The organism is Gemmatimonadota bacterium (genome assembly GCA_026706845.1).
GTDB lineage: Bacteria > Latescibacterota > UBA2968 > UBA2968 > UBA2968 > VXRD01.
In genome coordinates this window covers 1-13,026 of record JAPOXY010000099.1, presented here as the reverse complement: position 1 = coordinate 13,026, position 13,026 = coordinate 1, and the positions used below count along the sequence as shown (strand labels likewise).

13 protein-coding genes are annotated in these 13,026 nt (G+C 53.3%); 1 reads left to right on the top strand and 12 read right to left on the bottom strand.

What is annotated here, in order from left to right; genetic code table 11:
- The 11 genes from OXG87_09995 to cutA form a co-directional block, all read right to left on the bottom strand.
- On the bottom strand, nucleotides 1-821 hold an 821-nt coding region (locus OXG87_09995), incomplete at its 3' end, for a hypothetical protein (protein MCY3869879.1).
- Between the two features lie 348 nt (nucleotides 822-1,169).
- Nucleotides 1,170-1,607 (bottom strand): hypothetical protein, encoded by a 438-nt coding sequence (locus tag OXG87_09990; protein ID MCY3869878.1) that lies wholly within the window; start codon nucleotides 1,605-1,607, stop codon nucleotides 1,170-1,172.
- 64 nt (nucleotides 1,608-1,671) lie between these two features.
- Nucleotides 1,672-2,199, bottom strand: coding sequence for a hypothetical protein (locus tag OXG87_09985; protein MCY3869877.1), 528 nt, complete (start codon nucleotides 2,197-2,199; stop codon nucleotides 1,672-1,674).
- A 45-nt stretch (nucleotides 2,200-2,244) separates the two neighbouring features.
- Complete coding sequence (locus OXG87_09980) at nucleotides 2,245-3,249, bottom strand: flippase-like domain-containing protein (GenBank protein MCY3869876.1); 1,005 nt, start codon at nucleotides 3,247-3,249, stop codon at nucleotides 2,245-2,247.
- A gap of 25 nt (nucleotides 3,250-3,274) precedes the next feature.
- A complete protein-coding gene (locus OXG87_09975) occupies nucleotides 3,275-3,922 on the bottom strand; it encodes a CDP-alcohol phosphatidyltransferase family protein (protein ID MCY3869875.1) in 648 nt (215 codons plus the stop codon).
- A gap of 248 nt (nucleotides 3,923-4,170) precedes the next feature.
- Complete coding sequence (locus tag OXG87_09970; GenBank protein ID MCY3869874.1) at nucleotides 4,171-5,613, bottom strand: sigma-54 dependent transcriptional regulator; 1,443 nt, start codon at nucleotides 5,611-5,613, stop codon at nucleotides 4,171-4,173.
- Nucleotides 5,552-7,648 carry an ATP-binding protein gene (locus OXG87_09965; protein MCY3869873.1) on the bottom strand — a complete coding sequence of 699 codons (2,097 nt, stop codon included), beginning with the start codon at nucleotides 7,646-7,648 and terminating at the stop codon, nucleotides 5,552-5,554. Before OXG87_09965 ends, OXG87_09970 begins: the two co-directional genes overlap by 62 nt.
- Nucleotides 7,648-9,036 carry a sulfatase-like hydrolase/transferase gene (locus OXG87_09960; protein MCY3869872.1) on the bottom strand — a complete coding sequence of 463 codons (1,389 nt, stop codon included), beginning with the start codon at nucleotides 9,034-9,036 and terminating at the stop codon, nucleotides 7,648-7,650. The genes OXG87_09965 and OXG87_09960 overlap by 1 nt, the downstream gene beginning before the upstream one ends.
- A 37-nt stretch (nucleotides 9,037-9,073) precedes the next feature.
- A complete protein-coding gene (locus OXG87_09955; GenBank protein MCY3869871.1) occupies nucleotides 9,074-9,985 on the bottom strand; it encodes a phosphotransferase in 912 nt (303 codons plus the stop codon).
- 37 nt (nucleotides 9,986-10,022) lie between these two features.
- Nucleotides 10,023-10,700, bottom strand: a complete 678-nt coding sequence (locus tag OXG87_09950) for a hypothetical protein (protein ID MCY3869870.1) — start codon at nucleotides 10,698-10,700, stop codon at nucleotides 10,023-10,025.
- Nucleotides 10,701-10,704: 4 nt separating this feature from the next.
- Complete coding sequence (gene cutA / locus OXG87_09945) at nucleotides 10,705-11,352, bottom strand: divalent cation tolerance protein CutA (GenBank protein MCY3869869.1); 648 nt, start codon at nucleotides 11,350-11,352, stop codon at nucleotides 10,705-10,707.
- Between the two features lie 104 nt (nucleotides 11,353-11,456).
- Between cutA and OXG87_09940 the strand changes: the two genes are divergently transcribed.
- Nucleotides 11,457-12,551 (top strand): serine hydrolase, encoded by a 1,095-nt coding sequence (locus OXG87_09940; protein MCY3869868.1) that lies wholly within the window; start codon nucleotides 11,457-11,459, stop codon nucleotides 12,549-12,551.
- A gap of 56 nt (nucleotides 12,552-12,607) precedes the next feature.
- On the opposite strand, the gene OXG87_09935 is transcribed toward OXG87_09940, so the two are convergent.
- Nucleotides 12,608-13,026: hypothetical protein (locus OXG87_09935; GenBank protein MCY3869867.1), on the bottom strand; the 419-nt coding region annotated here is incomplete at its 5' end.

Sequence of the window (13,026 nt, the reverse complement as noted above, 5' to 3'; positions counted from 1 at the left end):
GGGACGCCGAATACATAGCCTAGATAGCCGTACCAAAGATACTCAATTCCACACCATTCTCCCGTGCAGTTGCGAGCAGCAGGTCCCCCAATGAGTGCGCCTCCCGCTACTCCTAAAAGAGCACCGCCAAGAAAGCCAGCACCCCACTTGTTGGCAACTTTTTTCTTCGTACCGAGCTGTTCCAAACCATTTTTCCATGCTTCGATACTCCGTGCGTATTGCGAGATAACGAGGGTATCGATGTCCTTATAGGCTATGGTTTTCAAAATTCTCAATGCACGCTCCTCCTGCACTCTAATGACAATATGCACAGAGTCTTGCCTGGTAATCCTTCCAGTTACAGCCTCTTCCACACCTTCTGATGTGTAAATAACATGGGCATACCATCCCTTCCTGATTTTTGAAAGATCAATCTGCCTACCTGACATGATCGTGATGGCCTTCAACTCTTCCCCTCTTTTTTTCTCTCCAATAAACTGATTCACCTCATTCATCTGCTTTAGTGTATTTGTTTCGTCACTCATGAAAACTGACAGCACTTTCTCATAGGCGATCGTCTTCTTATCCTTGATACCTCCGCTTCGAATCATGAACGAAGTTTCATCAACCGCATCAATCCACCCCTTCTCCAATTTCTGTTTGCCCTTGCTATCGTAATAGGTGACTGCAACGTAGGCATCTTGCGTCAGTGTATCGGCATTGACCTCTGTGCCTTGCAGATATGTAGCTGCGTGTGCGAGTGTGGGAGCTATCGCGTTGAGCAGGAGGGCTGTAGTGACCAAGATGGCGATGGCTCTACTCGCGTTGTATTCGACATGCATGGATTTCTCCTTTTGTGTCGTACAAAAAAAATCGCATTTCGTTCCTCATCTACGCAAGGCGCAGTGTGACGAGTTGACAACTGCGTGTTTCGACACCCCAAAAAAGGGGTGTCGGGCATTGTCAACAGTCACGCAGGAATAGAAATGCGGGAATGTCCTACCTATTTACCGAGACATGGGGGATCAGTCCATGTCTATACTCGGCTATTGTATTCAGCAGATACCCGACATAACGGCACCTGCTTGACTGTTGACAAAAGTAAAATATATCATTCCCGCGGTTTTTCAAATGGAATCTTCACGTTGTACCCAGGGCACCTGGATAAATTCTGTATGAACGATAGCCATCTAAAACCGAAATCTGGCAATCGCTGATAATCTTCCATCGGAATTAGGTGCCAAACCCACAGAGAAACGGCGGGCTTCAGGAGGTTTACGAGTAAGCTCGGACATAATCGTGGCCCCGATGACCGGACCAATAAGAATAGATGGCCAGAGTTCTTCTTTGGAGGTGGTCATTACAATACCTGTTGCGCCCCCTATCAGGGTGCCACCCAATGCACTTATAAACTGATCGTGTGGATCCACCGCACTCACGCCAGCGGACACGCCGAGTATATAGCCAATTATCGCGCCCAAAGCAGCTTCACCATCTATACAAAGTGATTCTCCATTTCCGCAGCTATCTCCGTTAATCAGCCCCAATCCAGCACCTGCAGATGCTAAAACAAGGCCTCCAACAGTGCCACTGGCCAACTTCAGGACCCCTCGGGCCCCGGAATGCATACCAGTCCTTCTGCCAAGTTCGCCTATTGAAATACGTGAGCACAGCCGTTTCTAAAAAAAAGACCTAAAAATAGGCATGTACACCCCCACCTGCATAAACGCCAGCGAGCCCCTTAGATTGAGAGCCGGTTTTTTCCCTACCAAACCCCTGACCAATTTCCACGTTCAAACCGAGAGGAATTCCCCCAAGTGAAAACACAATCTCGCCTCCAAAAGCGAGACCAGTTCCCAGCGTCGTGGTTTTGACAGTTTCCTGGCGGAGATCCTCCTCTTTTTTTTCTTGCCAGCCGCCTTCGAGAGTGAAATGAAGTCGGGCAACATTCCACCGGCTTTGATGCTCAAATATGGCATACGAAACGCCGGCACCTAACATATGGTCGCTATACTGACCATTGAGAATAAAACGCCCAACAGTTTGAAGATATACGGGTGCCAGTCCGTTATAGCGAAAACTAATCCCACCAAATGTGGGTGTCGCGCCCTGAAGACCAATACCATAACTTTTGGTGAGATCAGTCTTTTTCGCCTGAGCTGAAAAACTGAAGGTCACAATCGAAAAGACACAGATCAGGTAAGAAATCGAGCGTGTCATTATTTTCTCCTTTTTTTAGTTATTGACGAAATTGATCCACTATACCTACACCTGCTGAAGGCCATCATTTTTCGGCGCTGCATCAGCCTGCTTGCCCCGCGATCCAATTAGCAGCAAAGTTAGACCCACCTGCATCCAGAAAAGCCTCCGAACCCGCCGAATAATGCCCACAGCCAAACCCATCTTTGGATCCAAACCCATCAAATGAAACAGAAACACATGCCCGCCTTCAAAAACGCCCATCCCGAGCGGAACAAAAAAGAACGCCGCATTAATCACGACCATCAGCGCGTGGAACAGATACACCCAGACAAACGGCATGGGTTCGCCGAGCACATAAAGAATCACATAGATCTCCAGCGTACCCAGAAACCAGCCCAATACATGTAAACCCAACAACCCCGTCAAACGCCACCTATTCAACCGATAAAACTGCGCCAAATTCTCGTCAATCTCCACTGCGCGATCGCGGAACCGCTCCAAAAACCTGAGCCGCAACCACAGCATCAAATTCAAAAACCGCACAAAGGGACTCCGGCGCTGCCTGAAAACCGTCCAAACAACCCCCAGAACAGACAGCGCCAGAACAGCGATAAGAGCACCTCGCAACTCAGTTGGCCACGAAAACCGCTGCAAACCTATCACAACACCACCGATCACAAAAATCACCCCACCAATCATCTCACCCGTCTTATTGGCCACCAGTGACGACACCCCACTGGAAACGCACATCTTATCTCTCAGAACAATCGCCTTGCCGACCTCCTTGCCAACCTGCGATGCTGGCGCCACATTGCCCACTGCTTCGCCAGCCAACTGCACCCACAGCAACTGCCTCAAACGCGGCCTTTCCGCCTCGCGATCAAAGCACGCACGCCATATCCACGCCTGATGAACAAATACCACCAGCGACAGGCCGATCACCGGCACATAGCCCCAGCCCATCATCAAAACATGCTGCCACACCTCTGGGGTACTGAGCTGGTACAAAAGCACACCCAGACCAGCAAACCCTATCAAACAGAGCAAAATATGCGTTTCCCGTTTCATGTTATTCTCCTAAAAAATCGCTACCTTACACAACAACCCGTTTTGCAGCCGTAACAACCGGAATCGCCCGAATAACACAAAGCGCGACCGTCAGATACGTCGCCGCCACAGCAACCATCTCAAGACCCGATAAAAATGCGGGCGCCAAACCCGACATCTGCTGTGCCGCATTCAGGCTGAACAACAGCACAAACGCGACCACCTTGGAAGTCCCGTACGTCGCCCGGCTCACGCGCGAGGCAACCAGCGCGAACCCAAGCCGCGACTTCATCATCGTTGACTCGCCAAACGCCGTAAAACCCCTGGTCAGGGCACAACTGCGAATCGCATCCGTCACAAACCCCCTGCTGAGCACCACAATCGGCACCCAAAGCGGAATAACATGCAACCACGCAAACACCACCCACCACACATTCTCCGCAATCCGATCACCCACAATATCCAGCACCCCCCCGACCTTGCTCTCGCACCCCAACCGCCGCGCGAGATACCCATCCAGCCAATCCATCACCAGCGCGACAAAAGCGAGCGGCACCGCAACCCAGGCCAGCATCGCATCTCCAGACACGGCAAAAGCCGTCGCCAGAAACAGAAGAACCACTCTGCCCGCAGTAATCAAATTGGCAACCTGACCTGGAAACGCGGTCGCAAACGTCGATGTAAGCGTTGACATCTCAGCCTCCTTCTCGAAGGTTCACATCTCAAACTCCTCGGTCACAACACGTCATATGCAAATCCCGTGCCAAAACCGTTTTATCCCCGAAAAAGACCATTTTCCCTGCTATCCAACCCAAAAATCGCCCAATCAGTGCAAACTAAATATTGCACCTGCAACCCTCGTATTGCACAGCAGGCACAAAAAAATCCGGAGACACAATGTGTATCTCCGGACCTGTCAAGTTTCAGGGACTGGGAAGGGATCTAACGATAAATCCCAGGATCGATCCCGTGCTCCTTCAACTTCTGTTGCAGCGCCTGCCGTTTCATACCAATAGCTGGTGCTGTGCGGCTAATATTGCCCTCGTAGTATTCCAATGCAGACCGAATAAACGCAACCTCAAAAGACTGCACAACCTCCTGCTTTGCATCTTGAAAAAACACCCCATCCCGCCAAACAGACTCAGAACGCTCCACAGACTCAACACCCCGAACCTCCTGAGGAAGCAAATCGCGACGCAACTCAGACCCATCCGAAAAAATAACCGCCCGCTCGACCGCATGCATCAACTCCCGTATATTGCCCGGCCAGGCATACACCATCAGCATCTTCATCACATCTGGCGGCACATCCGTCATCGCCTTGCCGTGCTGATCATTAAAACGCGCCAAAAAATGTTGAACGAGCAGCGGAATATCCTCGCGCCGATCCCGCAGTGGCGGCAAAAAAATATCCACCACCTTCAAGCGATAAAAAAGATCCTCCCGAAACCGTCCTTCCACTATCTCCGCTGGCAAATCCTTATTCGTCGCGCTGATAATCCGAACATCCACCGTCACCGTCTCCGAACCGCCCAGCCGCTCAAACTGTTTCTCCTCCAGCACGCGCAACAACTTCGCCTGCGTCTCGATATGCATATCGCCGATCTCGTCCAAAAATAGCGTCCCCCCATCCGCAAGCTCAAACTTGCCCTGCCGTCGCGCAGTCGCCCCGGTAAACGCACCCCTCTCATGCCCGAACAACTCGCTCTCGATCAACTCCGTCGGCAACGCCGCCGCATTCACCGCCACAAAAGGCCGCGCCTTTCGCCCGCTCTGCTCGTGAATCGCCCGCGCGACCAACTCCTTACCCGTACCGCTCTCCCCGCTAATCAGCACCCCCGCATCGGTCGCAGCCACCTTCCCGATCAAATCATAGACCCCCTCCATTGCGCGGCTGCGACCAATCAGCAAACCGAACCCCGACTGCTGCCGGATCTCATTGCGAAGCGTCTCATTCTCCCGCCGCAACCGCACCGTCTCCAGCACATTCTCCACCAGACAGCGCAACTCATCCACATCGTAGGGCTTGCTCAAATAATCGTACGCACCCGCCTTCATCGCCTCCACCGCAACCCGCTCCGACCCATACGCCGTAATCACAATAACCGGCCGCGCATCCCCCTGATCAGCCAACCGCTTCACCAGCGTCAACCCATCCATCTTTGGCATCTGGATATCGCAAATCAGCAAATCGGGATTGTTCTGCGCCACAGCCGCCAGCCCCGCCTCGCCGTCCTCTGCTTCGACAATCTCACACCCCAGCGCCGCGAGTGCCCGCTTCAACCCGTACCGCGCCGCAGGGTCATCATCCACAATCAGAATTTTATACTGCATCATCCCCCCCGGGAAGTTGAACTGCAAACACCGCCCCTGTCCCATCTGCATTTGCCACCTCAATCGCACCCCCCATGCGCTCCACATCGCGCTTCACAATCGCAAGCCCCAACCCCGTACCAGAAGCCTTCGTCGTAAAAAACGGCTCAAAAATGCGAGCCTGGTCTCCCTCTGAAATCCCCAGACCCGTATCCGACACCCGCACCTCCACGCCGCCTTGTAATCGCCGCGCCTGCACTGTCAACCGCCGCTCCGTGCAATCGCCTTCCATCGCCTGAATACCGTTCAAAATCAGATTGAAAAACACTTCCTTCAGATCCTCTGGATCGCCCTTCACCACGAGATCATCCGCCACATCGAAACAGACCTCCACATTCTGTCGCTCCGCCTCGTGAAACAAAATCAGCACCACATCTTCCAGTACAGCCTTCAGGTCCAACGCCTGAAACCCATCCCCCTGCTTGGGTTGCGCAAACCTGAGCAAGCGATCCACCACGCGGCTTAACCGATCAATCTCGCGCAACACCACAGACAAATCGCCCGCCTTTGTCTGATCACCTTGCAAATCCTCCCGCAACACAGTCGCAATCGCCTTGATCGAACTCAGGGGATTCTTCACCTCGTGCGCAATACTCGCCGAAAGCAACCCCAGCGCCGAAAGCCGCTCTGCCTCATACATCTGCCGCTCCAATTGCAACCGCCGCTCCACCAGGCGCGTATTTTCAACCGCCAGCGCAATCTGATTGCAAAGCGTACCCAGCAAGTCCCATTCTTCAGACGAAAAAGACCCTCCGCGCTTCTTCTCACCCAGACAGAGCAAGCCAACTGGCTTCTCCTCTTGCAACACCGGGATACACAGCTCAACCCCTTGCTTTGCGAGTATTGCAGTAAGTGCCGGATGGTGCAAATCGCCCACATCCAGCGGTCGGCGATGGGTCAACAACCAGCCGACCACCGCCTCAATCTGCGTCCCATCCCCAAACGGTGTGACAGGCGGCTCAAACCCCGGCAAACCACTGCTTGCGATCACCTGCACCTGACTCACTTGCTCCTCTTCGTATTCAAACACCACCAGCGAAACAGCGTGAACCTTCAACACAGTTCCAACCGCATCCACCACCGACTTCAATCGTCTCTCCAGCGCGTGCGGCACATTCAGTGTTTGACTCAACGCACCCAGCAAATGCTGATATTCGTATCGCGCCCTGAAAAACAGGCGATTGATGATCCCCTGCAACCTGTTCTTAATCGGCTGAAACAAAAAAATCAGCAACGAAATCAAAATAGCCTCAACCACCTCTACCCTGAACCCACTATCCAGACGCCCCAATGCCTCTGCAACGCGCCGGATCACCAGCAAATAAACCGTCAACACAATGCCCGTCAGCGCAGAATAAAACAACGCGGGATTTACCACAATCTGGAAAAAGCTGTACCGATAAATAAAATAGCCCAGAATATACGCCGGCGCGATAGGCGAAAGAAAAAGCACCAGCGCGAGCACCGGTCCTACAACAGCACTTTGAAGCAACCCAATCGGATACGCAAAAACCGTCAAAACCGCGATACCCGTCAACGCGAATGCCATCAACCTATAAAATACCTTATGCACCTCAGTCTCCGACCGCATCGCAAATCCCCGGCAGAGATACGCCGAAAACAGAAGCATAGCAATAGCATACAGGCTAAAACTCACGCGCTTGATCGGCGCTTGAGACATGCCAATCAAAAAAATGATTACCCCCGGCACAAAAGTGATCGGAATGAGATACCGCCGCAACCCGCGCGCCACCTTGTGCTCATCTGCAAAAGCCAGCACCGTTGCCAGCAGCGCAGACGGCAAAAAATCCAGCCCAAAACGCGCCACATGCGCCGCATAATTCACTGCACCAGCACCCGGCGCCGCCTGCTCGATCAAAATGCGCAACGCATCCCCCGTGTACCAGAGTGCCCCCGCCGAAATCAACAACAACAGCGGCAGTGGCGTACCCCTTCGCTTTATCGCCGAGACAAAAATGCCCCAGAGCAACCCGGCGGCAATCACCGCGCCGACCAGCCAGATCGTCTCGTATAACGACAGGTCCATCAATACCCCTTCGCCAAATCCGCTCGGCTTTGCGCTTCGGCCGCTTCGGGATCGCGTCTCAATTCCCTCGCCAACAAATCGTGCAATTGCGCGATGCGATCGGCCTGCGCGGGATCATCTGCCAGATTGTTAAATTCCCCGGCATCCTCTTCCAAATTGTACAACTCCCGTTCGGGTCCATGCACCTCGTCAAACCGCGCGTGATACACGTATTTCCACGGACCCTGCCGAATCATCATCATGCCCGACGCAATATTGTGGGCGTAGTATTCGCTCACCGCAATATCCCGCCAATCGCTATTCCCGTCGTCCAGATAATTGAGCAACGACTCGCCATCCCAGTCCTCTGACCGTTCCGCCCCGCCGACCTCCGCTATCGTCTGCGCCAGATCCACCAGCGAACACACACCCGTCCGCCGCTGCCCACCTGCCCAGCGTTTTGGAAAAGACACAATCAGCGGCGTCCGCGAAGCGTGCTCATACATATTATTCTTCCACCACAACCCGTGATCGCCCTTGTTTTCGCCGTGATCCGTGCAGTAAATCACAATCGTATTATCCGCCACTTCGGAATCATTGAGCGCAGCGAGCAACTTGCCGATCTCATCGTCCAGCCAATTCACAAAACCCCAGTAAAGCTCCCGCCCCAACTTCGTCTGCTCGGGCGTCGCCTTTGTCACCCCAAATCCGGCTCGCAAATGCTTGTAATTGGTCGGCAACGTCTCCAAAAAGCCCTCGGGAATCTCGGGCATGGGTACCCTGTCTTTGTAAGGCGCATAATATTCTTCTGGAATAGTCAACGGAAAATGCGGTGCCACATAACCTGCCAGCAAAAAGAACGGCTTATCATCCGCCGACCGATTCTGCAAAAACGCACTGCACTCCGCCGTCACCTTGCGGTCCCTCTCCAAAACGGGCGATGTATCAGCCGTCTTAAAAGCCGCCACCCGCCCTTCCCAACCGAAACCCGACTCACTCAGATCATCGAACGCCCGCCGCCCGCCCTTCCCACTCCTGTCACCCTGATTCGCACCGGGATAAACATCGCGAAAACCATAGCGATGCGCACCCGCAAAATGCATCTTGCCACCCAGCCAGCATTCATAGCCCACCGCATTCAGCGCGTGAGGCAGCGAAGGATAATCGTCAGAAGGCAACTGACAATCATTGGTCCACACCCCACAGCGACTCACGTATTGCACCGCCGTAAAACTCGCACGCGCAGGCGCGCAAAGCGGTGAAGTCGTATAAGCCGCATCAAATACAATACCCTCTTCTGCCAGCCGATCCATATGCGGCGTTTGCACAATAGAATCCCCATAACACCCCATCACTGCCGGGTCGTGCTCATCGGACATAATCATCAGAATATTTGGACGGTCAGACATAAAATCTCCTTATAGTTAGTGTGATATGACACATCATCTAAAGCAACTGCTCCAACGCCTGGGCGCGATTAATATCTGTACGCCAGAACTCCTCGGGCGTATCCGCGCTCCATCTCGCCCAGATTAAAGCCAGAACCAGACCCCATTTGATAATACGCTCGCGCGGGATATCCAATTCTTCGACCATAATCTCCACGCGGCGAACATCGATTGCGCCCCTGTCACATCCTTCACAGGAAGCGTCGGGGTAATTCGCCAAAAAAGCACCGACCTCGTAACCCGGATCGCCAAAATAACCTTTGGGATCAATGACGAGATAGGGTTCGCGCTCTGAACTCAAGATATTCCAGTGGTGCAAATCGCCGTGCAAAACAACCGTTTCTGTACTCGTACTCATCAACTCATCGTAAAGCATTTCGGCGCGTACAACCCATTTTTCGGGCAACGGCCCGGTACTGCCATTGTATTTTTTTCGCAACTTGTCAAAGCCATCTATCTCATAAGCCGTCGGCCAAAAACTGTGAATTTTTGGAACGGGTCGCCAGAACTTTTTCATCAGCCGAGCGGCAATGCGCGTATTCTCCTCGTCATCCGGGCAAACACCCAGAGGAACACCTGGGCGGATGCGCTCGAGCATCAACACGCCCAACGCCTCGTCAAAATCGAGCAACTTGACCGTACCATTACCATTGCAAAGTTGCAGCGCGTGGCACTCTTGCTGCCAGTTTTCCGCCAGTTGCACGGGCGAGCCAATTTTCAGAACAACCTCTGTGCCCTTCGCATCCGTCGCTGGCGCGATATAACTATAGGACATTTCGGCATAATCTTCTGTCATGGGATCTTCAATGCAAAGATCCCACCGCTTTGCACACGCAGCGACGATATCTGGCAGCCGTTCGATCCATTCAGCCCATTCTGGATTGGACGATAGAGTTTCTGGAATGTACATGAATTTCCCGTTTTATGGACAACGCCTCGCGTATATCCTACCCTCTCCCATCAGCCGCATCGGCAATCCACGTCAAATAGGACCTGTGTCCATGCGACACGGAAAATGACATAGACACATTCCTCAACCGTTTTTTCAATGCCCTCAAACGGCCTTTTACAGTCATCACAAACAGCACGGTATCCCCATCTCGATCCGGTGACAAAAAATACTGCGAAAAAACATCCACACGCGCAGCCAACCGCTCGGCAACAAGCGCGCGGCCAACGCGATTTGCCTCCGCTTCAGATGGCATGGGAAGAGCCAGAATACAAGGCGCATTTCGCAACCCACCTTGAACCGTGATATCGAGATCCGTTTTCCCCAGACGCCGCGCCGCATCGAGTTTTCGCACAACCGTATGCACCACAAAAAACACCAGACAAATCATCACCCCGATAAGAACGTGCTTCATCAGCCCGCTGAAAAACGCGCCCTGCTCGCGATCCCCCGCCTGAAAAAACGCGTGCTGAAAACGCTCGTCTGACTCCGCAACCAACCTTCTCGCAATAACGCGCACCTGTGCATTCGCCACGGGCGGCAACGGCTTCACGCGCTCATAGCCATACAGAGAGCGAACCATCTCGCGCGCAATACGCGAGGCATTCTCTTCCTCAGCCCCTGCGGAAACAACAAAACAAAATCCAAACAGAATGACGGTCCAGACTTTTAACATGCTTTCACACCTCACGTATCACAACGAGTTCTGGCGTCTTGCCCCCACCCAATTCCTCTGCTCGGTCCATCAAATCGCTTAATTGTGCACGCGTCGTCTTCAAAAAAACCATCGCCTCAGCAGCTTCTCGCACCCCATCCTCCCTGCGATAGATTGAACGGACACTCGGTGCGACAGTTCCACCCGTCGCCAAATTTTCTTTAACAAGCACCTTGCCGAGTTTTTGCGCCCGCGCTTCTGTGCGCATCGCAATCAACACCCCAAGAGGATCATCGCCCTGCTCGGCACGCAACCCCCTTCTAAAGACACGAAAAATCGCCCACAAAACCAGCAGCGCAATCAGAACAGCGATCCCTTTGGCAACCTGGCTCGCGATATTCCGAATCGACGCATCTCGTTCGCGACGCATTTCTTCCAACCGCTGTTTTTGTTCGTCCAGAAACACCGCATCCTCTGCCAATTGCGAGGTCATGCGCTCGACCCATGCGACCTGCTCTGTCGTCAGAGAATCCCCCTCTGCCAAAACCGCCCGAGCCACATGTCGCGCAATGCTCTCGAGCCGTTCCACATTCACCTGTCCCTCAGCGGGCATACACATCGCAAAAAACAAAGCGATAAACGCACCCATTCCAAAGATATGTCGATATCTCATAAAACGACCTTTCCCTGTCAAATTCCCCTTGTTTTTGTCTCGTACTTTCAACAATATAGAACACAGAAATGCGATGTGCAAGAGGCTGGAACTGGGAGACACAAATGACACCCGAACAACTCGGTTTTGATTCGCAAAAACTCGACCGCGCCCGTCGAGTATTACAACACCATGTGCATATCCGCACCACCCCCGGTGCTGTCGGTCTCGTCCTGCGCCGTGCGGGCATCGTCACTTGCTGGGCTGTGGGCCACCACACCTATCAACCCGACGCCACACCCGTGCAAATCAACACCCTCTACGATCTCGCTTCTGTCACCAAAGTCATCGCCACCACAACGCTCTGCATGTTATTTGTCGATAAAGATCGTCTGGACCTCGACGCACCCGTACAATATTATGTACCCTCCTTCACCGGAAAGAACAAAAATCGCGTCACAGTCCGGCACCTGCTCGCCCATTGCAGTGGCCTGCCCGCACATGTTCACCTGTACGAAAACCAACGCGCAGCGCACGATATTGACATCCGCGATGCTATGCTCAACGCGGCGTGCCAACACCCTTTAATTTATGAACTCGGCACAGACACCGTGTACAGCGACCTGGGCTTTCTCACCCTGGGTAAAATCCTCGAAACCATCGGCGGGCATCGCCTGGATCACCTCGTCAAACAGCACATATTCGAACCGCTCAAAATGAACGACACATTGTACTGTCCACCGCCCCATCTCAAACACCGCATTGCGCCCACGGAAGATGGCTCCGACTTACGCGATCACCTCGTACACGGTGAAGTCCACGATGAAAACACCGCCGCAATGGGTGGAATCGCCTCCCACGCCGGTCTTTTTTCCACAGCGCCTGACCTGTCGAAATGCCTGCTTGCATGGCTCGGCACAGGCATCTTTCCCAAACGGAGCATTCCACAATTCACCACACGCGCCAATATCGCGCCCAACAGCACCTGGGCACTCGGCTGGGACACCGTCTCACCCGGCGGAAGTTCGAGCGGCCGCTACTTTAGCGAACAATCCTTCGGCATCCTCGGATTCACCGGCACATCCGTATGGGGTGACCCCATACGAGACCTCGGCGTCATCCTCCTCACCAACCGCGTACACCCCACCCGCGAGAACAACCAAATTGCCCATCTCCGCCCCGAATTTCACGACGCCATCTCCGAAGCCTTAATCGACTAAAAAAAGGAGCAAGCCCCTATGACATTGCTCCTCTTTTTAGTTTTAAAAATCCAACATCACCGCGTCACACGAATCGTCCACCCGCCCTGCGGCTCGGGATTCTTAACCGTCAGCGTGATTCTTCGCAACAAATCGCCCCAAATAGTCTTCAATCGCGCATCTTCAATCGCAATATCCTCAACCGCCACATCAAACACATCCGCATCGTAGTGCAAACGCGCCGCGCCCGACATGCGTCCATCCGCCAATTCGATCTTGTTCAACGCAATAGTGCCATCGCCGAGCTCTTCAACGCCACACGCCGTCAACACATTCATCACAACATCGCCCGTCACGGCTTTCAACGCATATTGATCTGCAATCGTCACACCCTCGCCGCGATGCAAAACAACCGTCCTCATCCACGAATCAATCTGAGCCTCTGGCGGATAGGCGTGTGCCAGATCCAATGTGAACGTCGCATCTGCCTCGCTCG

Coding starts and splice junctions, on each gene's coding strand:
- OXG87_09970 (MCY3869874.1), bottom strand. CDS start 5,613: ATGCAGATGGGACAGGGGCGGTGTTTGCAGTTCAACTTCCCGGGGGGG.
- OXG87_09990 (MCY3869878.1), bottom strand. CDS start 1,607: ATGCATTCCGGGGCCCGAGGGGTCCTGAAGTTGGCCAGTGGCACTGTT.
- OXG87_09955 (MCY3869871.1), bottom strand. CDS start 9,985: ATGTACATTCCAGAAACTCTATCGTCCAATCCAGAATGGGCTGAATGG.
- OXG87_09950 (MCY3869870.1), bottom strand. CDS start 10,700: ATGTTAAAAGTCTGGACCGTCATTCTGTTTGGATTTTGTTTTGTTGTT.
- OXG87_09940 (MCY3869868.1), top strand. CDS start 11,457: ATGACACCCGAACAACTCGGTTTTGATTCGCAAAAACTCGACCGCGCC.
- OXG87_09980 (MCY3869876.1), bottom strand. CDS start 3,249: ATGAAACGGGAAACGCATATTTTGCTCTGTTTGATAGGGTTTGCTGGT.
- OXG87_09960 (MCY3869872.1), bottom strand. CDS start 9,036: ATGTCTGACCGTCCAAATATTCTGATGATTATGTCCGATGAGCACGAC.
- OXG87_09965 (MCY3869873.1), bottom strand. CDS start 7,648: ATGGACCTGTCGTTATACGAGACGATCTGGCTGGTCGGCGCGGTGATT.
- OXG87_09985 (MCY3869877.1), bottom strand. CDS start 2,199: ATGACACGCTCGATTTCTTACCTGATCTGTGTCTTTTCGATTGTGACC.
- OXG87_09975 (MCY3869875.1), bottom strand. CDS start 3,922: ATGTCAACGCTTACATCGACGTTTGCGACCGCGTTTCCAGGTCAGGTT.
- cutA (MCY3869869.1), bottom strand. CDS start 11,352: ATGAGATATCGACATATCTTTGGAATGGGTGCGTTTATCGCTTTGTTT.